Source organism: Cohnella faecalis (assembly GCF_003570905.1).
In the GTDB taxonomy this organism is placed as follows: Bacteria; Bacillota; Bacilli; order Paenibacillales; family Paenibacillaceae; genus Cohnella; species Cohnella faecalis.
Genome location: NZ_QXJM01000042.1, coordinates 23,280 through 44,082 on the forward strand (window position 1 = coordinate 23,280; position 20,803 = coordinate 44,082).

Annotated in this window: 18 protein-coding genes; 3 read left to right on the top strand and 15 right to left on the bottom strand. The window is 50.7% G+C overall.

Translation table 11 applies throughout. The features are described 5' to 3' along the window. Window positions 1–2: 2 nt before the first annotated feature. On the bottom strand, window positions 3–1,394 hold the full coding sequence (locus D3H35_RS25460; protein ID WP_158594265.1) for an ABC transporter substrate-binding protein: 1,392 nt from the start codon (window positions 1,392–1,394) through the stop codon (window positions 3–5). Window positions 1,395–1,667: 273 nt separating this feature from the next. Here D3H35_RS25460 and D3H35_RS25465 point away from each other — a divergent pair, with 273 nt between their 5' ends. The 3 genes from D3H35_RS25465 to D3H35_RS25480 all read left to right on the top strand — a co-directional run bounded on the left by D3H35_RS25465 (window position 1,668) and on the right by D3H35_RS25480 (window position 4,938). Continuing rightward, on the top strand, window positions 1,668–2,522 hold the full coding sequence (locus D3H35_RS25465) for a helix-turn-helix domain-containing protein (protein ID WP_158594266.1): 855 nt from the start codon (window positions 1,668–1,670) through the stop codon (window positions 2,520–2,522). A gap of 329 nt (window positions 2,523–2,851) precedes the next feature. Further along, window positions 2,852–3,538, top strand: a complete 687-nt coding sequence (locus tag D3H35_RS25475) for a response regulator transcription factor (protein WP_119151978.1) — start codon at window positions 2,852–2,854, stop codon at window positions 3,536–3,538. Further along, entirely contained in the window at window positions 3,535–4,938 is a 1,404-nt protein-coding gene (locus D3H35_RS25480; RefSeq protein ID WP_119151979.1) for a sensor histidine kinase, read from the top strand. Before D3H35_RS25475 ends, D3H35_RS25480 begins: the two co-directional genes overlap by 4 nt. 147 nt (window positions 4,939–5,085) lie before the next feature. Here D3H35_RS25480 and D3H35_RS25485 read toward each other — a convergent pair whose 3' ends face one another. From D3H35_RS25485 to D3H35_RS25550, 14 genes are all read right to left on the bottom strand, one after another. Next, window positions 5,086–6,486 carry a glycoside hydrolase family 5 protein gene (locus D3H35_RS25485; protein WP_119151980.1) on the bottom strand — a complete coding sequence of 467 codons (1,401 nt, stop codon included), beginning with the start codon at window positions 6,484–6,486 and terminating at the stop codon, window positions 5,086–5,088. Window positions 6,487–6,516: 30 nt separating this feature from the next. Next, window positions 6,517–7,473 (bottom strand): sugar ABC transporter substrate-binding protein, encoded by a 957-nt coding sequence (locus D3H35_RS25490; protein WP_119151981.1) that lies wholly within the window; start codon window positions 7,471–7,473, stop codon window positions 6,517–6,519. 118 nt (window positions 7,474–7,591) lie between these two features. Further along, window positions 7,592–8,590: an ABC transporter permease gene (locus D3H35_RS25495; protein ID WP_199728609.1), complete on the bottom strand. Its 999-nt coding sequence runs from the start codon at window positions 8,588–8,590 to the stop codon at window positions 7,592–7,594. A 39-nt stretch (window positions 8,591–8,629) separates the two neighbouring features. Next, entirely contained in the window at window positions 8,630–10,135 is a 1,506-nt protein-coding gene (locus tag D3H35_RS25500; protein WP_119151982.1) for a sugar ABC transporter ATP-binding protein, read from the bottom strand. Between the two features lie 49 nt (window positions 10,136–10,184). Beyond that, the gene (locus D3H35_RS25505; RefSeq protein WP_147355945.1) at window positions 10,185–11,204 is read right to left on the bottom strand and encodes a LacI family DNA-binding transcriptional regulator; all 1,020 of its coding nucleotides are present in this window, start codon (window positions 11,202–11,204) and stop codon (window positions 10,185–10,187) included. A 216-nt stretch (window positions 11,205–11,420) separates the two neighbouring features. Continuing rightward, entirely contained in the window at window positions 11,421–11,621 is a 201-nt protein-coding gene (locus D3H35_RS32960) for a hypothetical protein (protein ID WP_119152046.1), read from the bottom strand. A gap of 105 nt (window positions 11,622–11,726) precedes the next feature. Next, the gene (locus tag D3H35_RS25515) at window positions 11,727–12,599 is read right to left on the bottom strand and encodes an ROK family protein (RefSeq protein ID WP_119151984.1); all 873 of its coding nucleotides are present in this window, start codon (window positions 12,597–12,599) and stop codon (window positions 11,727–11,729) included. 13 nt (window positions 12,600–12,612) lie between these two features. Beyond that, entirely contained in the window at window positions 12,613–13,455 is an 843-nt protein-coding gene (locus D3H35_RS25520; RefSeq protein ID WP_119151985.1) for a sugar phosphate isomerase/epimerase family protein, read from the bottom strand. Further along, on the bottom strand, window positions 13,452–15,086 hold the full coding sequence (locus tag D3H35_RS25525; protein WP_119151986.1) for a response regulator: 1,635 nt from the start codon (window positions 15,084–15,086) through the stop codon (window positions 13,452–13,454). Before D3H35_RS25525 ends, D3H35_RS25520 begins: the two co-directional genes overlap by 4 nt. Window positions 15,087–15,089: 3 nt before the next feature. Continuing rightward, complete coding sequence (locus D3H35_RS25530) at window positions 15,090–16,868, bottom strand: cache domain-containing sensor histidine kinase (protein ID WP_119151987.1); 1,779 nt, start codon at window positions 16,866–16,868, stop codon at window positions 15,090–15,092. Window positions 16,869–16,987: 119 nt separating this feature from the next. After that, complete coding sequence (locus D3H35_RS25535; RefSeq protein ID WP_199728610.1) at window positions 16,988–18,970, bottom strand: alpha-amylase family protein; 1,983 nt, start codon at window positions 18,968–18,970, stop codon at window positions 16,988–16,990. 19 nt (window positions 18,971–18,989) lie between these two features. Continuing rightward, window positions 18,990–19,832 carry a carbohydrate ABC transporter permease gene (locus D3H35_RS25540; RefSeq protein ID WP_119151988.1) on the bottom strand — a complete coding sequence of 281 codons (843 nt, stop codon included), beginning with the start codon at window positions 19,830–19,832 and terminating at the stop codon, window positions 18,990–18,992. A 15-nt stretch (window positions 19,833–19,847) separates the two neighbouring features. Beyond that, a complete protein-coding gene (locus tag D3H35_RS25545; protein ID WP_158594267.1) occupies window positions 19,848–20,384 on the bottom strand; it encodes a carbohydrate ABC transporter permease in 537 nt (178 codons plus the stop codon). Further along, window positions 20,321–20,716: a carbohydrate ABC transporter permease gene (locus D3H35_RS25550; RefSeq protein ID WP_119151990.1), complete on the bottom strand. Its 396-nt coding sequence runs from the start codon at window positions 20,714–20,716 to the stop codon at window positions 20,321–20,323. Before D3H35_RS25550 ends, D3H35_RS25545 begins: the two co-directional genes overlap by 64 nt. Window positions 20,717–20,803: the final 87 nt, after the last annotated feature.

The following is a 20,803-nucleotide window of genomic DNA, read 5'->3' on the forward strand; positions in this document are numbered from 1 at the left end:
GATTATTTCAAATTAAGCGAACGGAGATTTTGATCCATTTCCTTCAAGCCTGTATCTAGTGTTTTTCTGCCATTCCATACGGAAGACATCGTTTGATTCATGGTTTCCAGAATCGTATTGAACTTGACGATCAAGTGATTCTCGGCTTCACGACCGTATTTAATGGAGCCTTCATGGACCTGTTTGAAATCGTTCTTGTCCATATTGATTTGCTTTGAAATTTTCTCATACCACAGTTCAAACAGGCTGCTATCGGCCGGTGTTCTGCCAACTTCATTCATATACTTGTATGCGCCTCCGCCTTCGGCAGGGTTAGCCAGGTGCCGTACGAACTCCCAAGCTTCGTCCGGATGCTTGCTGCTGGCCGAGATGCTCCATGGGTCGACATAAAGCGTAACCTTGCGTCCATCCTTGTAAGGAACTGCAGCAACGCCCCATTTGAAATCGGCCTTTTCGTACGCGCCTAATCCCCAGCCTCCATTAATGAACATGCCTACCTTGCCCGTCATGAATACGTCTCCGAGCTGTGCGGAAGCAGCGACAGTCTGCTGATCCGGCGAGACCTTGTATTTCTCGATCAAATCGAGATTATATTGCAAAGCCTCTACATTCTTCGGATTCGAGAGGTCCGGCTCTCCCATAACTCCTGTCGTGTAGGCTTCAGGTTTGAAGAAATCGCCGCCGAATGACCAAGCCATTGCATTAGCGGTGAGATTGCTGGAGAAGCCGAAAACCTGTTTGCGGATATCGCCTACATCGTGGGTCAGCTTCTGGGCGATTTCGAGCATCTTGTCGTAAGTCCATGTCTTGTCGTCCCAGTCCGTAGTTGGATATGGAATGTTCGCTGCATCAAACAAATCCTTATTATAGAACAAGTACGTTGCATTGCTGACGAGTGGAATGCCGTAATATTTGCCGTCAATCCGATAAATATTCAGCAAGTCCTTATCCATGGTCTCTAGCTCCGGAACCCCTTTCTCGATATAAGGCGTCAGATCCTTGATGGCGCCCATGCTCATGTAAGTCGCAAAGCCGCTATCCGCCTGGTTCGGATTCCATACGTCAGGTGCATTGCCGCTTGAGATCATCGTTGTCAGCTTCTGATCGAATTGATCGTAGGGGATATTCTCAAGATGAACCTTGATATTAGGGTGCGAAGCTTCGAAAGAAGCAATGACCGAATCCTGCCAAGCTTTTTTGTCCGGGTCCGCAGCCATGACCCAGTTTATTTCAACCTTCTCTGTGTTGCCCGATGAAGCGGGTAATTCGCCGGTAGTGGATGGAGAAGCGGCATTATTAGTACCCGATTTACTGGAGCATGCTGACAACAGCAGCACGATAACCAATGTTAGCAGCAGTGAGGAGACGACTTTTTTCGGTGATTGTTTTGTCAAGGGACTTTCCCACCTTTTCGCTGTTTTGAATGAGATTTTACATTCCGGCAACATTATGAGATGAAAGTTAACATAAAGCAATCATTGCTGTTCACCGTTCCCGTGTTTTCCCTGTTGCCCTCCCTTTTTTCTAAAAGAATCTATCGAACTGGTTTTCATTATAAACGGTTAATAGTATGAATTTAAGCACATATCCTCGCTGTTTTACTTGATTTTCTACATTAATTACTGTTAATATAGTTGACACAGATGCTTCTTTGGGAGGGATTCCATATGGAAACCAATTTTTATGAAGCGCAGAACTTCGATATCAGTCGAGAAAAAAAATATCAATCCAGCATGCCAACGCAGCATTATCATAACGGGTTTGAAATCTTCTATCTGGTAGCCGGCGATGTTTGTTATTTTATTAACGATAAGGCGTATCAGGTTGTTGGCGGCGTTATGCTTCTCATTGATGTCGATGAAATTCATAAGCTTGTCAACTTTAGCGGGGATACCTTTGAACGTATTACGCTCGTCTTCAAACGGGAGTTTATTGAAGGTATTTTCCCAGGCAACCATTCCTTCGACGTTCTCTCCTGCTTTCTCAAGGATCGGCATATGCTGACGTTCAGCGGCTATGAGCAAAGCTTTATTGAAAAATTATTCGACAAAATGATTTCGGAGTTTACCAAGCAGCCGCCCGGCTATGAATTTTATTTGAAGACGTTGCTGTTCGAGCTGCTTATTTTCATCTATCGGCACCTTGAATCCTCGCAAACGAAGGCTTATTCGGAAGAAAACAACATCGTTAATCGGAAAATATTTGATATCGTAGATTTTTTAAATCGGAATTACGATAAGCAGCACACGATTCGCGATATCTCCAGCCGCTTCTTTATAAGTCCGTCCTATTTCTGCAAGTCGTTTCGCGATAGCACGGGATTTACCTTTACCGAATATTTGAACAACGTCAGAATTAAAGAAGCGCGCGTACTGCTGACCCAGACAGGCATGAAGGTGGCGGATGTTGCAGAGAAAGTGGGATTTGAAAATTTGACGCATTTCGGCCGTGTTTTCAAGGAAATAACCGGCCTTTCTCCGCTTAAATATCGGCAAGCTAATCGTGTAAATCCCGCTTCGTAGTGTATTATTTCCAAACAAGCTAGTACCATACAGAATGAACGGAAGATATGGCTTGCGAAGAGCGGGCGTTTATAGTCAAAAGGCATCCTTTCATTCTGCGGATGCCTTTTTTGCTTGCTGCCATAGTGCTGCCACGAAGCTGGTTTGAGCAAAACTCCCTCGTCTTTCTCCCCCTGTCCGCCATACCAGAAGATTTCCGCTTCCCTATTTACAAGAAACTCTTAATGAAATCTTAAAAGATTGGACAAATGCGACAATGAACTGACAACTGGAGGAGTATTCTTGCTATGATGAAACCAATCGATAATGTTGGACGGTGATGAAAAAGAATGGAACGAATTCTCGTGGTTGACGATGATCCGCAAATTCGCGAAGTGATCCGCACCCATATCGAGCAAGCGGGGATGGATGCACGGGAAGCCGAATCCGGAAATCAAGCGATTGAACGGATGGAATCTGAGCATGTGGATGTCATCATTCTGGATCTCATGATGGGTGATCGCGATGGTTTCGAGGTGCTGCGCTACTTGCACAACCGCAAATTAGACACGCTGGTCATCGTAGTTAGTGCAAGAAGACAAGAACAAGACAAGATCGTCACGCTTGGACTCGGGGCTGACGATTATATCACGAAGCCCTTTAGCCCGATGGAGTTAATGGCCCGCATCCAAGCCGTTCTGCGCCGACGACATCCGAAGTCAAGTCACTCTTCTCTAGTTATTCGTCTGAACAATATGATTCTGGACATCGATAATTTTACGTTGCTCGTTTATAATGAGAAGATTTCTTTAACATGGGTGGAGTGCGGACTTATGCAGCTCTTCATGCAAAATCCCGACCGTGTGATGACGAAGCTGGAAATCTATCAGCAAGTCTGGCAGCACGAACGGTATGACGATAACAACTTAAGCGTATATATGAGCCGGCTGCGCAAACAATTGGAACGGGCGCAATCGACTTGGGAAATTCAAACGGTTCGCGGTGTAGGTTACCGATTGACGGGAGTTGGAACATGAAGCTGCGCACCAAGTTATGGTTACTGCTTGTACTTAGCGCCGCTATGAGTATGGTGCTGTTCGGCTATACATCCGTCTGGATCGGTAAGATCGCGAATAAAGGGTACGCCTTGTTCCAATTGAATCCGCTCGCGCAATCCATCGTGGATTCTATCGAGGAACAATCTCCACTCGGTCGGGACTCGCTGAAGCTAACATTAGACCTCGCGCACGAGGAACATCCCGACATCCGATTGATATGGATGGACGACCAAGGTCAGTCTATCTATGATACGGCGGGACTCAATCCGACCTATACATTCAAGGATTTGGCACGGATGATGCAAAATATGCCTGAGCGATACTTAACGGAGGATGATGTTCATATCCTCACGCAGGCAACCAGCGGAGAACAGTCGTATTTCTTGCTTCTCAGTATTCCCTCCTCCGCGATGAAGCAAGGCGAGGTGTATTTTCTTGTACGCACGCATAAATCGTTGCTAACTTTGGTCGTTCCGCTTGTCCTGTCGTTTTCCATTCCTTTTTTGCTGGCCTTATGGATCTTCTCTCGAATTAACAAACGAATTCGCAAGCTGAACAAAGCGTTGAATCAACTCAATATCCAGGGCGATTCTCCCGTCATTAAGTTGGAGGATAAATCCAAGGACGAGCTTGGACAGCTTACGCAGCATTATAATTCTATGGCGCTTCGGATCCGCTCTCAATTCGCAGAGATTCAGCAGTTCGAGAACAATCGCAATCTCCTTCTGTCCAATCTGTCGCACGATCTGCGCACGCCTCTGACGACGATGCTCGGTTGCGCCGAAATCATTCGCACCGGTAACTATAAGGACGAAACCGAGCTTCAATCCCGAGCCAAAATCATTCTTCAACGTTGCAGATATATGGATAAGCTCCTTGATCAGATGCTGGACATCTCCCGTCAAGATGCGGATAGTCTGTCTCTTCAGTTAGTCAATCATAATTTGTCCGAGATCATTCGCAAAATCGCTGTCGAATATATTATGGTCCTCGACGGTGATCAGGTGGTGTTGGATGTCGATTTGCCGAATGAGGACATTGCGAACGCTATCGATGCTCCGCTTATGGAAAGAGCGCTGCGCAATCTCCTCGATAACGCGATCCGATACGGGAAAGATGGACGATATCTTGGCATTCGGCTGTCAGCGGACGAGCAATCCGTCAATATCACCGTGATGGATAAGGGCAAAGGTATTCCTCCGGAGCATCAGGCGCATATCTTCGAACGCTTTTACCGGGTAGACCGCGGAAGAACGGGAGAAGGTTTGGGAATTGGTCTGTCTATTGTTAAGGATATCGTCGAAGCCCACCAAGGCAGCATAGAGATGAGCAGTACGCCGAACGTGGAGACGGTGTTTCGGATCAAGCTGCCTTGCTAGAACGGAAGTTCAGCGACTAGGTGTTGCCTGTTCATGTGCTCTTGGATGATGCGTGCCTCTGGGCACGCCCGCGCCAAAAAGCCAACCATGAGCGGTTGGCTTTAACGAAGGTGACGGGGAAGCGTCCCTACTGCTAATCTTGTTCGGCTATGAGTTCAGAAATCGCTTGACGACCCCGAGAGAATCGTGACGCAGGCAACGGTCCTCGCGGAAGGCTTCGAGTATGCTCTCTATTCGTTCCGGCGTTTGGCCTTCGAAAAGCTTGACGTACGACGGCAACAGCAATACTTGCAAATAATTTTCCCTGACGCTCATCTCCAAGAAATAACGGTTCAGATCCCGGTCGATTCCAGCGTCTTCGATTGCTTCCTTCATTCGATCAGCCATAACGGCTACCTGCTGTCTTCCCCAGCCGTCGTCCCGGTTAAAAGCGTATTCCACCTGGAGCAAGGGGGCGATCATCCGGGCGTATTCCGATGACGGATCTATTTGGAGCAATCCCATATGGCCGATATCCTTGAACGTCCACACCGTCCAATGGGCCCCAAAATCCTCGAACGCCTCAATCATGTCTCCGAGCGCGCGATTGCGGGATTCCAATTCCTCCGGGTGAATATACAATGCTCCGAATTCTCCCACTAGCAACGGTACGTTATGCTTGCGGGCGAACTGCGCTCCTTCCGATTCGAAGAAAGCTTGACGCAGCTTTTCCTTATCCCACTCTTCCCCGTCGATCACGCCGGGATAGTGGCCCTCCTTGACGGCCGGGGGAGGATACAAATGACTGCTGTACACCAAATGTTCGGCAAACGGAGCTTCGAAGCCTTCGAAATAAAAACCGAGGTAATCTCCTTCGAGTATGAGAATCCGTTCGGCGTCGATTGCTCGGATCGCCTCTACCGCCCGCCGGTACACACCGTTGATCTTGTCCCAATCGCTGCGGTATTGGGCGGGAAAACGTCCGTACGACGCATTGGATACAGGTTCGTTCAGAAGATCGAATCCTGCGATGACGGCGCGTCCTCTGTATCTCGCTGCGAAGTGCTCCCAGAGGGTAATGAACCGGTCCTGGAATTGAATATGCTCCCAGAAATACGCCCTTTGCGAGGAGTTGTCGCTATGCCAGTCCGGACTTTGGAAGCCCGGCGCGGTATGCATGTCGAGAATGGCATACATCTCGTGCTTCTCGCACCACTCCAACGCCTGATCCAGAAGCTTGAAGCCCTCTTCGCGATAGACGAATGGCTGAAGATCGCTCTCGAAATGACGATAGTTGACCGGAATTCGCAGAACGTTCATCCCGCATGCCTTCAGAAACACGACGTCTTCCTCCGAGAACATGCCGGACAGCAACCGTTCGAAGAAATGGGCGGCCCCCGATTCGCCTAGCCTGAGCGCGAACTCGTTGCGCAGCGCGCTCTCCGAGCCGGGGTAGCCGTTCAGGAAGTTCTCCAGATTCATCCACGCGCCGATGTTGGCCCCGCGAAGCTTTACTTCCTTCCCGTCCGACGTTGCGATTTGGTTTCCTTTTACGATAAGCCTTTGCATTCCAATCACCCTATCCCGACTTCTGTCTGTTTATTTCGCTTCGCTCAAATTTTCTTTCGTAATCGCCTTAAACGGAATATTGATGTTTTCCAGACTCGAAGCTTCCGCTCCGTCTCTCAGCTTTTTGGCCAGATCAACGATCGCTTGAGCTTGCGATTTCGCATCTTGGAATACCGTCATCGTCATTTCGCCCGCTTCGATCGAAGCCAACGCATCGTCGCTGCCGTCGATTCCGATAACGATGACGCCGTCCAACCGGTTAGCCGCTTTCAGCGCTTCGACGGCGCCGAGCGCCGAGTCGTCGTTCTGCGCGATAATGGCGTCGAATTTGCCGTACGATTGGAGCCAATCCTCCGTCAAGGACATGCCTTTATCTTTCTGGTTGTCCGAAGATTGCTCGGCCAGCAGTTGAACGTCCTTGCGCACGTCGAACAGCTTGGCGGTCAAGCCCGCTTTGCGGTCAATATATTGCTGATCGTTCGTCTGGCCGGTCATGTAGAGTACTTTGGCGTTCTCCGGAAGCACTTTGGCCAAATATTCGCCTTGAACTTCGCCCGCTTGCTTATTCTCCGAGCCAACGTAAACGTATCCGTCGGTATTTACGTGCGTCAGCAACGATACGTAAGGAATTTTCGCATTCAGGCTGTTCTCGACTGCCGGAACGGAGCCGTCCAAATCTCCCGAAATTGCGGCGATCATATTCACTTTTTGCACGATGAAGTTGTCGATTTGGTCGTTTTGCTGCTTGACGTCTCCGGCCGCGTTCGCCACGACCACCTTTATGCCTTCCGCTCCCGCGATCTCTTTGATGTAGTCCCGAACTTTGACGCAATAAGGATAGACGTCGTTAATGTTGGCGAACCCGATCGTAAACGATTTCGAACCGCCGCTGCCGGCTTCATTGTTTTTGCCGCAACCCGCAATGACGAGCATGGTGATCATCAATATCGCTACAACTTGCCAAACGGCCGTTTTTCTCATTTTCATTCGAATAGCCTCCCGATGTTTGTGTTTGGACCAGCGACCCTGCCTCTGCTCTGCGAATAAGTCCCGAATGCGCGCGTCTCTTCGGGCCTCACCTCCTCTAAGATGCCTGTGAGAGATTTTAGGTACGCGAAGATTTGGTTCTCAGGTCGATAATGACCGCGGCAGCGATCAGCACGCCTTTAATAATGAGCTGGTACTGCGTCGATACGTTCATCAAATTCAAAATGTTGTTGATCATCCCGACGATCAAAGCGCCGATCAGCGTCCCGAATACGTTGCCAACGCCACCGTTGAAGCTCGTTCCGCCAACGATGGCGGCCGTAATCGCATCGAACTCGTAGCCCGCCCCGACGGAAGGCTGCCCCGAATTCAGGCGTGCCATCAGCACGACCCCGGCTAATCCGACGAACAAGCCGCTCAGACCGAAAATTCTCCGCTTCGCGCGGTTTACCGGAATACCCGAAGCGACTGTCGCTTTCTCGTTGCCGCCGATTGCGTAGATATAAAGTCCGAATCTCGTATATTTCATAATGACCCAAGTGAGCACGACGATGAGAAGCATGATGACGATCGGCAAAGGCACAAGGCCCAAATAGCCTTGTCCGACGTATTTCAGATCGCCGATTTTCGAGATCGCGCTGCCGCCCGTATACACTTGCGTAATTCCGCTGGCCACGTTCGCCATCGCCAGCGTAGCGATGAACGGCTGCAATCCGAATCTCGTAACGAGGAAGCCGTTAACCCAGCCGCACGCTCCGCCTACAATAATTCCGGTTCCGAGCGCGAGCGGTACCGATCCGGTGTTGACCATGACCCCGCACGCCAAACAGCCGGACAGCGTGAGAACGAATCCCGCGGACAAATCGATCATGCCGCTTACGATCAGAATTGTCTGAGCGCACGCGATAATCGCGATAACCGAATTTTGCCGCAAAATATTCAGAAGATTGGCCGGCTCCAGAAAGTTCGGATTCAGAATGGCGGAAATAATCATGATCGCCACAAAAATAAGCAAAATGCCGTACTTGCGGTAGAGCAATTTCCAATCGACGGAATTCCCTTTGCCGGACGCGTCCGCCGTCATCGCGTTTCCTTGACTGCCGAATTTGAAGCCCATGCTGTCATCCCCCTTAAATAGAACGCTTACAAGATTGCGCTACGCATCCTTCTTCGCATTTACGATCAGCTTCATAATGTTCTCCTGCATCGCTTCGCCTCGGCTTAGTTCCCCTTGAATGCGGCCTTCCGCCATAACGAGCACCCGGTGGCTCATGCCGATCACTTCGGGCAGCTCCGAGGAAATCATAATAATCGGAATGCCTTGGCGGGCCAGATCGCGCATCAGCTTATAAATTTCGGCTTTGGCTCCGACATCGATGCCCCGCGTCGGCTCGTCGAGTATGAGCAGCTTGATGTCCCGGACAAGCCATTTGGCGAGCACGACCTTTTGCTGGTTTCCACCGCTCAGTTGGCTGACCGGCATGTCCAAGGAAGTGGCTTTAACCGCCAGCGATCCGCTAATTTCCGAAGCCCGGCCGTTCAGCTTGTTTCTTAGAATGAAAGCCCATCGTGAGAAGATATCCATATTAGGCAGGGCAATATTGTCCTTAATCGATCTTACTCCGACGAAGCCCAAGTTTTTGCGGTCCTCGGAAGCCATCGCTATGCCTAACCGAATCGCTTGCTCCGGGCTGCGGATCGTTACCGTCTGTCCCATTAAGTTAAAATTTCCCGAGTCGGGCCGATCCAAACCGAAAATCGTGCGGGCGACCTCCGTTCTTCCCGCGCCCATAATACCGGAGATTCCGACGATCTCCCCTTGCCGCACCCGGAAGCTGACATCCTCGAACTCTCCTTTGCGCGTCAAATTACTGACTTCGAAAGCGATTGAAGCGCCCGGCTCTTCGAGTGGCGGATAAATATCGGTAATTTCCCGCCCAACCATCATCGCCACGATTTTGTCTTGGGTAAGCTCGCCGATCGGGTGGGTGCCGATAAATTTCCCGTCCCGAAGCACCGTCACGGTATCGCAAACGCGGAATATCTCGTCGAACTTATGCGAAATAAACACGATAGCGATGCCTTGCGCCTTCAAAGCGTCGATCTGCCGGAACAAATACTCGGTCTCCGCATTCGTTAATGCGGATGTAGGCTCGTCCATGACGATAATTTTGCTGTTTCTGGAAATCGCTTTGATGATTTCGACCATCTGAGTTTCCGCAACGCTTAGCTCCTTCATCTTCGTTCGAGGATCGTAGCTTAAACCGAGCTTGGTCATCAGCTCTTTCGTCTGATCGAATAATCGGCGGTAGGAGATGACGCCTTTCACTCTCGTCTGCGGCTCCCGTCCCAGAAAAATATTTTCCGCAATCGTCAGCTCCGCAATCGGAGTCAGCTCCTGTGCCACAATCGCGATGCCCGCTTGAAGAGCTTCCCTTTCGCTGCCGAATCGGACTTCCGTGCCTTCGAGCACGATTGTTCCTCCATAGTCCGAGTACATGCCGGTCAAAATTTTCATCAACGTCGATTTCCCCGCGCCATTCTCGCCGACCAGCGCATGAACGGAGCCTTTCTTCAGTCTCAGATCGACGCCATTCAGAACGGTAACGCCGGAAAACGCTTTGGAAATGTCAATCATTTCGACCGCGTAATTTTCGTTCATGCGGCATTCCTCCTTTTTGATAAAGCGTTTTACCAAACTTCAAAAAAATTTAGTGAGAGAGCCGAACGCTGCTTGCTCTCACCATAAGAGTCGGAGGAAACAGATTGCCTTCATACGACGAATCCCCGTTAATCAGGCTTAGCATACGCTTAGCGCTTTCTTCTCCCAGGCAATCGGCCGGATGAGTGACGGACGTCAAAGGAACCTCCAAAATTTCATTAAGGAAAGTATCGTCGAAGCCGACAATGGACAGGTCCGTCGGAATTTTTAGTTTGTATTGGCGGGCGGCTTTGTATACGCCAAGCGCCATCATATCGTTGAACGTAAACAGCGCTGTAACTCCTTGGCCCAGCAAATGCGGCAAAGCTTCCGCCCCGCTCTGAACGGCGAAATCTCCCTCATAAAGAAGGGATGGGTCGAAAGGAAGATCGGCTTCCGCAAGCGCTTTCTTGTAGCCCTCGGTTCGGGCGATCGAGGAAATCATATTGCCCGGTCCCGTCAAACAGCCGATACGCCGGTGACCGAGGTCGATCAAATGTTTGGTCGCTAAATAGCCGCCAGCCTCATAATCGTAGCTTACCACTCCGACCTTGGCGCTAACCGCTACGGGCTCGAATGTAACGACGGGTACATTGGCGCTTTCCGCTAATGAAAAGCATTGCCGGTCCGTCTCGGAAAGCTCAACAAGCATCGGCTTGGCGAAAATAATTCCTTCGACGCCTTTATCGATAAATTCCTTAAAATAAGCGAAGGCTTGCTCGTCAGATTTTCCATAGCTTCCTAAAATGACGATATAGCCGTTGTTTCTGCATTCCTGCTCAATCGCTTTGCTCATCTCGGCGAAGTGAAAGTTTCCGACATCCGGTACGATTAGACCAATCGTCTTGGTTTTCTTCGTCACAAGACCTACCGCCAGATGATTAGGCCGGTAATTCATCTCGGCCGCCGTTTTAAGGATTTTCGCGCGGGTCGCTTCGGAAACGCGGCACTCCCTGTCATTTAGAACAAGCGATACCGTAGCCGCCGATATTCCGCATGCCCGCGCCACGTCCTTGATCGTTACTCGCAACGAAATTCTTCCTTTCAAGTTGATTTTAGTTGGTAAACCGTTTTATCAATGAAATAATAACATTCGTAAACGCTTTCGTCAATAGGGGCTCTCCCCTGTTCCCTCATATGCAAGCTGCAGAAATGACAAAGCATCCCACGGAGCGGACTACCCGCTTGGAGGGGATGCTTTCGTGCTTGCTGCTTTTACAGTATCTCAAAACGCTGCGTAATACGTTCAACCCAATGAGGAAGGGATTCCGACTGATAGGGGATCTTCCGGACCAGTAACAGGGACAATATTTCCGTTGCTGAATTCTTTTACGATTTGACCAGCAGCCGTCTTGTATACAATGTATGTTTCGTTAGCTTTGGCATCCAGCTTTGCGCGATCACCTGTGAGCTTAATTAGCTTCTGAAGTTCCTTTAATTGATTCAGATAACCCACCGTCCCGTCACATTATACATCCCATTCTGATTGAATTATATCACAATCATTCGAGCTTGCTACCACGGGAGCGATTGAAGATACTTGGTTCTGAAATTAGGAGAGTGCGCGCACTCCAAGCGCCACGGATCCAAGCAGGCCGGCGTTATCTCCTAGTCCCGGAGGCACGATATACGTATCGATATGCTCAAGAATGTCCGAGGTATTTACGTAACCGTTCAAATTTTTGAGCACCTCGGAGCGAATCCGAGGAAACAGCTGCTTTTGTTGCATGACTCCGCCGCCCAAAATGACTTTTTGGGGAGACAGCAGCAGAATCGTGCCCGTTACAGCTTGCCCAATATAGAAAGCTTCGATATCCCATGCGGGATGCTCCGAAGAAAGCTCGCTGCCCTTGGCGCCCCAACGCTTCTCGATCGCCGGGCCGGCCGCCATGCCTTCGAGACAATCCCTATGGTAAGGGCAAATTCCTTCAAATGCATCTTGGCTGTGCCGTCGGGTCAGCACGTGACCGCCTTCGGGATGCACCAATCCGTGAACGAGCTTTCCTTCCGCGTAGACGCCTACGCCGATTCCGGTGCCGATTGTGTAATAGACGCAGTTGTCGAGCCCGCGCGCCGCCCCCCAAGTCGCCTCGCCAAGAGCAGCCGCATTCACGTCGGTGTCCCAGCCATAGGGAACATCGAATTCCCGCTTCAGTGTCTCCAGGAAGGGAAAGTCCGCCCAGCCCGGCTTCGGCGTCGTCGTGATGGAGCCGTATTGAGGGCTACCCGGATTTACATTAATCGGCCCGAAGGTACCGATTCCGATCGCATCAACCGACTTATCCTTGAAGTACGCGATTACGTTCGCAATCGTTGTTTCCGGACGTTCGGTCGGAAAGCTGACACGATCTTCGATCTCTCCTCTTTCGGTGCCGATTCCACAAACGAATTTCGTTCCCCCTGCTTCAATTGCTCCAATTCGCATCGATGGTTCCTCCTCAAGAACGAAAGTATTGATCCCTCATGCCTTTCAAAAACCTTATTCCTTCCTCTGCGAGAGTCCGGTTATCCGGCGCAAGCTGCCGCCAAACATAGCCCCCGTCCAATTCGATCACGCATTCCAGAGAAGCGTATCCGGCATAATTTATTTCTTGCAACGCGCCGAAAATTCCTTGCCAATCGGTGTGAGCGGTGCCCGGGATTCCCCAATCGCTTTCGTTCAGATGAATGTGCCCCAGCAAACTCCCGGCTTGTCGGATAGCGCCCGATACGTTCTTTTCTTCGATATTCATGTGGTACGTGTCAAGATGCACCTTCACATTCGGCTCGCCGATCAAGCGTATCAGCTTAAGCGCTTGCTCGCAGGTGTTGACTAGACACGTTTCATATCGGTTGATAGGCTCCAGTCCCAATGTAATTCCTAATTCCTTCGCATAATGCGCCACCTCGCGCAAACCGGAAGCCGCCCGATGCATAAGCTCTTCCGACGGCCGCCCCGTCGACAATTTCATATGCGGCCCGTAAAGAACCCCGCCGAAAAAATCCGCCCCTATTTCACTCGTTAGTCGCACGCATTTTTTAAGAAAGTCGATTCCGGCCGCTCGATTCTCGCTGAACTCGCTAGTAATATCGAACGATTGATTCGTGATCAGCGCCGAGGTGACCGCTTGCAGTCCAGCCTCCTTCAGGTTGTTCGCTATGGCGACAGCCCGAAGCCCCTCGTGCGATGTAAGAGGAATCTCCACAAAATCCAAACCGAGTCTCTTCGTTTCCCGAATCGCCGCAGTGGCGTTATCGTCCCGCCAATCCTTCCACGCCGACGCGTGCATGCCTAGTTTCACAAGAATGTTCCTCCTTCGCCCGTTCGCTGGTCTTTATATTCATTCGGAGTAAGCCCGGTATGCTTCTTGAAAACTTGAATGAAATAGCTGAAATCCTTGTATCCGACTAGCCCGGCAATCTCCGAAGCCTTCTTGGAGCCCGATTCCAATAGCCGCTTAGCTTGCTCCAATCGAACCTCCGTTAAGTTTGCCATGAACGTGTTTCCGGTTTCCTTGCGAATCAGTCGACTAAGGTAGGCGGTGCTGAGCTTGAATTGCTCTGACAACATGTCCAGGGAAAGATCCTCCCCATAGTCGTATTGGATCAGCTTCATAACTTCGGCGACCGTCGAACTGAACCGGGATTGACGGGATTCGTCCACGATACCGGCAATATCTTCGAACATGCGCATACATTCGTCAAACAAACGATCGACCGTTGCCATCGATTCCAGCCTAGATAACGGCATAGCGGCTTGCATCAACCGCTCGAGCATGCCGGGGTTGAATTGCCCGATGGCCCGCACCGAGCCAAACGCCAGCTCCATCAAGGAAATTTTCAAATGCGGAATGTTCACGCCGGGACTCTGCACGATCCGCAGCTTCATCCGCTCGACGGTCTCGCGGACTTTGCGAATATCCCCTGCCCGCAAGCCATTGATAAGCCCCTGCTTGTCTTCCTCCTCGAAAAAATAAGCTGTCTCCTTCTCCGACGCGATATCTTGGAAGCGGACAAGCGCATCGTCTCCCAGAAAAAAATTATGATTCAGCGCTTCAATGGACTGAAGATAGGCTTGATTGATCTTCTCGATCTTCTCCCAAGGCTCGGAAATCCCAATCGAAACGGTGAAAGGAAGATAGGTGCGTATAAAGCTCTGAATATCTATCCCGGTCTTCATCGAAGCCTTCGCGCAATCGGCTAACGAGTATTCGGGTCCATAAGACAGAACGATGCTGAACAAGTCGTGATCGTAATCGGTTACAGCCTGCAAGCCTATGGATTTGGCCGTCTCCTCGGCAATATTCATGACCGCGTATTCGAACAGCATCCTGTCCTCGCCCGAGTAAGCAGTCTCGAAGAGCTGGCGGTTATCGATTTGGATGGACATTACGGCATAGCGGCCGATTTGGATATCGAACGAAGCCAACCTATCCTTGATTACATTAGGGGCGTACAAATATCCGTGAAGCAAATCGTGCACCAGCTTGTTTTTGAGCAGGGGCAGCGCCGAGCGCATTTGATCTCTCAGCCTATCGTGTTCGCGGCGGGACATCTCCCGGTCACGGATGTCCACGATCAATTTCCGCACGGCTTTCTCCAATTCGTCGAACTTCGTCGGCTTCAGCAACAGGTCGCGGATACCGATATGCATCGCGGTTTTGGCGTATTCAAAGTCCTGGTAGCCTGTTAGCATCAGAATCTCAACTTCCGGGTAACGCTCCTTGACCGTCTTGGAGAATACGAGCCCATCCATCCCAGGCATCCGAATGTCCGTAATGATGAAGTGGGGTCGCGTCTCCTCCACGAGAGCCAGACCGTCTTCTCCGTCCTCCGCTTCGCCAGCGACCATGCAGCCCCATCGTTCCCACGGCATGCTTTTCAAGCCTTCCCGAATCAACGGCTCGTCGTCCACGATGATCATTTTCAACATTGCTTATGCCTCCTTTGGCAATGAAGAGGCGATACGGATCCGGACGACTGTCCCTTCTCCCGGAACCGAATTGACCGTTACCCCGTAATCCTTGCCGAAAATGTATCGAATGCGCTGATTCACGTTGCGAATGCCGATTCCGCTTCCTTTGGCTTGCGGATCGGCGATGCTTTCATCCGCCAGAAGCGCGTCGGCTTGTTTGGCGGTCATGCCACCCCCGTTATCCTCGACTTCGAAAATAATATCGCCGCCGTCGGCTTTTCTCCCTCGGACCCGAATTAACCCTTGGCCTTTTTTCATTTGAACCCCATGCAGCAAAGCGTTCTCCACTATCGGCTGCAGAATGAGCTTCGGAATGACGATGGGAAGCAGCTCGTCTTCCATTCGGATATCGGCCTGGACGCGATCCCCGAACCTTACTTTCTGAATGTATAAATAATCCGAAATATATTTGATCTCTTCTTCGACTGTAATGAATTCCTTTTCCGTATTGATGCTGATCCTCATCAAATCTCCCAGAGCGGTCACCATGCCGCAGATGGGGTCAACCCCATTCATCTTCGCCATCCAATTGATCGATTCCAAGGTGTTGTACAAGAAATGAGGATTGATTTGAGCTTGCAACGCCTTAAGCTCGGATTGCTGGAGCAAAATTTTCCCTCGGTAGGACTCTTCGACGAGCGAATGAATTTGACTGACCATATGGTTGACGCCCGTGCTCAATATCCCGATTTCATCCTTGCCGCCGCTTGGAAACGAAACGTCCAAATCGCCCATCTGCACTTTTTTCATCGGGATCAGCATTCTTTTGATCGGACGTGTAATCGTTTGAGCGAAAATGCGGGCAAGCACGAAGGCGAACAGCAAAATGACCAAGGTAACGACGATCATCCATTCCCTTATCATGCGGCTGTCTTCGTAGAGCTTATCGAGAGAGATGATGCCTACGGTTTTCCAGCCCGTATACTCGGAGGTTCGAAAGGATACAAAATACCGCTCTCCCCCTATGGTCTGGATGGAGGAGCCTGAAGAGAAAGCCGCGATTTGCCGGATTTCCTCGACGGCTTGCGGTTGCCCGAAAGGCTCCGAAGCGATAACCGGGCTCCCGTTCTCGTCCATAAGCAGCACCGCCCCGCTTTGGTCGAAATCGACGTTTTTCAGCAAGTCGGCGACCATCGACGATTTTAGGCTAATAATGACGGTGCCAAGCGGTTTGACCGCCGTCTGCAGCTCGTTTATTTCGCGGACGGCATACAGCAGCCCGTGCTCTTGGGCGTCGTTCAGCCACTTCGTTTTCCCGCGATAAACGGAAGCCATCTCCACAAATTGCTTGGGAGTCGGTCCGTTTCCTTGCTCGTTGAAGCTGCTTGGAACTTTAACTACGAGGCCGTTGTTGCCGTATATTTCAATGGAACGCATGATTTGGCTGTTATAGTGGGTGATCATGATCGATTCGATTTCGTTCACGGCGGCGATTGTTTCCCTCTCGCTCATGGCGCCCATATCCGTGTTGAATACGCGCTGGATCGTTTGATCGAAAGCCAGAATGCCGGAAAGGTCATCGATCCGCTCCAAGGTGTAATCCACGCTGGTCGAAATTTGCTGCACGGTTTCCACGTTGTATCGGCTCGTTTTTTTTCCGAAGATGGCCGACGATTTGTAGTAAGAGGAAATTCCTATGCCAAGTACGGATGCGATGATGACCACGACGAAACAGAGAAATATTTTATCCTGGATTTTCAAGTCGATGAATCCCCGATACAGCCTTCTCATGATGCCCATGCCCTCAGCCCCTGCGCGGTTGTTGCCGAATATGAATCAAGCATACAGGCTCGTCCGCGTCTTGGACAGCCTGTATGCCGAAAATGAAGATAACCTCATTCAGCGAAACGAAAGCTCGATCATCTGATGTCCCGTAATCTTGGGAACCTTAAACTCGACTCGGCCTTGTCGGTCTCGAAAGCTAACGGAACGTTCCCCGGAACGAGCGATACCGACTTTACGGGACGATCCTCACGGACCGAAATCGCGGTGTCGTAGAGAGGGATGACATCTTCCACGATATCCATGACCTTGCTGCGACGCTCCGGAATGTAGTGCAGCAGATGAACCACCTGTCGGGCTTCCTCCTCTTGCCTGTTCACTGTCGCGATGACCGTCGAAGGTCCGTCATGCTTGAGCAAAGGATCCGGCAGCAGCATGTCGATCGCGTTCCGAACCATTTGCTTCACCCACAAAGGCGCATTGTCATGATACTGGGTAAATACCGGATGGATGAAATAAATGACCCGGCCGCGCTTCACTATCGCCGGATATCCGATCTTGCCCGAGGAAGGCGAATGCAGGTGCGAGCTGAAATGCTCGAAAGATCGATTGAACACCGATGTGACGGCATCGACCAGCACTTCGCCGCCTTCCGATGCTTCCACCCAAGCACCCTGCTTGTACATGACGTGCTCCGCTTGATCCAACCCTTTGCCAACCTCTCCCTTAGGAACGACGAAATCCGGACTGTAAGGCGCATTGCCTTTGAAAATGACGCCCCATTCCGTTAAGGCAAACGAGTCTTTGTCCGGAGCAAGACCCGATTCGAAAGAGGCGATAACGCTGCCGCCCTCTTCAAGATATTGCTTCAGCCGCTGTGCGAAAGCATCGGAAACCGGTATGACGTCCGGAAGGATGAGCAGCCGGTATTTCGAGAAATCGGCCTCCGAGTCGATGAAATCGAATTGGTGTCCGCTCTCCTGCAGCAAGCGGCACACCCCTTCCGACGCTTCGGGCAAGTTGCCGGTATCCGCGCCGTGAAACTCCTCCGGAGTAAAGACGCCGATATCCGTCACAGCCGTTACGTTGCGGCACCACGGCTCCTTCTTCTCTACTTCAGCGTACACTTCTCCGATCCGTTTATACATCGGGACTGAGAGGACGCCGGACGGTTCGAGCTGGTCGCCGATGCTGCACTTGGCGCCTTGCGCCAGCATGTTGTAACACTCGAATTCCAAAGCCGCCTTGTTACGGTATGAGGAATTGTCCCCCCACGACGTATGGAATCTTCCGGTCATGCCGACCGTTTCGATGCCAAGAGTCCGGATGTACTTCACCGATACCGGGAAATCCATGTATCCCCAAGGCCCGCCCGGAAGAGATTCGAATGCGGCATAGGTGTAGTTGTCCAGTACCGGCTTGTCTACCCGGCCTACATGTCCTTTGTTATAGAAAATATTGTAGTCCGGGTTGAAGGAACGCACCTGTTCGCTCATATCCCGCACCCATTCATGATAGGTATCCTCGGCGTAGCGCTGCCGGTCTTCCGCGTTTTTCGGATTCAAGCCCGCAGCCTTCATCCCTTTCAAGCAAGAAGGGCAAACGCACTCCACCACGAACGAAGCGTCGAACCATACGCCCTCTGCGGGAATCTCCTCCATCACTTCCTGGAGGTTCTCCTTCAAAAATTTGCGATACCCCGTATTCACGCAAAGATTCCGGTAAAAACCAGCCTCGAGGTAACCTCTCTTCTCGTGGTCGCTGTAACGGCCTTCCGCATCGATCGCCACCCATTCCGGGTGCTCCGTATACGAATAGACATCCCAGCGAACCGTTATATACAGATTTACGTGAATGCCGCGTTTGCGGCAAGCTTCCGCCTGCTGCTTAAGAATATCCCGTCCTTTCAGATGGAGATGTACGCGTTCCGAAAACTTTTTGGAGTCGTAGTACATCATCCCGTGGTGGCATCGAACGAACAGGTTGATGGAATCGACCCTTGCTTCATCCAGCGTAGCCGCAAACCGTTCGGCGTCGAAGTCGTTGCCTACTCCTTCAATCAGCTCGCTCGTATGGAAATCCAAGTGTATTTGGCGAAACTTTACTTCGTTGACTGACATGCTCATATCCTCCCCAATCCTACGATTTCACTGCGCCGGCTGTCATTCCGGAAATAATGCTCTTGCTGAGAAAAAAGTACACAATGAACGTCGGCGTTACGGTAAGCATGATGGCCGAGAAGGTCGCTCCCCAGTCCGTCATGCCGTAATTGCCTACATAATCGCGCAATCCCAAGGTGACGGTCAGCAAGCTCTTGGAGTTCAAGAAGGTGAACGGAAAAATAAATTCGTTCCAGGCGAACACGCCGTATAAGGTGGCGACCGTCACTACAATGTTGGCCGCCATCGGAAGCACGATGCTTACGAACAATCGGTACATCGAAGCGCCGTCCATGACAGCCGATTCCATCACTTCATTCGGCAAATACTTATAGAAGGAGACGAACAGGAAGATGGACACCGGCAAGCCGAAGCCGATCTGCGGCAAAATAACGCTCGTATACGTGTTAAGAAGATGCAGGTCCCGGAAGATCTGATAAAGCGGAATCAGCGTCACCTGAATGGGAACCATGATCCCGAACAAGAAGAACAGAAGCCCCGCCTTTCTGAAGCGAAATCTCAGCTTTTCCAACGCAAATCCGGCCATGGAGCTGAGAACCAGAATGCCCGCGAGAACAAAAACGACAACGATCAGACTGTTCCGGAAGTAGAGAAGCAGGTCGCTTTTGAGAATCGCGTTCACGTAATTGTCCAGATACAACGATTTGGGCAAAGCAAACGGATTGGAGCCAACCCGGAATTCATCGATTGTTTTGAAGCTGGAAACCAGAACCCACAGGATGGGGAAAATCTGGATGGCCAGCATGACGAGCAGCAGGGCCGGGAACAGGAAACGCCCGACCGATCTGCGCAGCGTTTCCATATTAATCATCCTTTTTCATTTGGAAGATTTGCATAACGAGTCCGACCAAGAGAAAACACTCAACGGCGATGAACACGGCAATCGCGCTGCCATACCCGTAATACATGCTGCTGAACGCTTGCTTATACATATAGGTGGCGACCAATTCGCTGGAAGTGCCGGGCCGCCATACGTCAACAAGTACGGGATATCGAAGGACTTCAACGATCCGTTCAATACAAGAATGATGCTAGTAAAAATAATGCCTTTGATCATCGGGAGCTTAATATATCGATATAATTTCCATCCGGATGCTCCATCCATCCGCGCCGCTTCGATGACCTCTTCCGATATGCTGATGAGAGCGGAATAGAAAATCACCATATACACAGCCGCGAACTTGTAGCCCTCCGCGATTGCCACGATGAGCAGCGAACGGTGGGGATCGGACAACCATTCGGAATCCAGCATCGAGGGCTGGAACCAGCTCAAGAAATAGTTGAGCATGCCTACCGGATTGACGGAAAAGACGTTCTGAAAGATTTGAACGAGCGCAACCGTGGAAAGAACCACCGGCGCGAAATAGAGCGTCTGAAAAATCTCGCGGCCCGCTTGATCTTAGTTAACAAAACGGCAATGAATAAACCAACGGACACTTGAAAAACGACGTTCACGATCGTGAATACGATATTGTTCTTGAATACTTGCCAGAATACGTCGTCTTCCGTAAACATCCGAATGTAATTATCGAATCCCGTAAATTTCATCGGGGAAATGCCGTCCCATTCGTAAAAGCTGTAGACGGCGGACCAGCCGATCGGGAGCAATACCGTAAAGACGTAGACCACTAATGCCGGCAATAGGAACACCGTTATATACGACTTGCGGCTCAAATATTTTTCCATTGTTCCTCATTCCCGACTTTATGGTTTAGCTTGAGAGGGAAAGGGACAGCCGGAGGAGCCTTGCTTCTTTTCCTCCGGCGGCCCGCT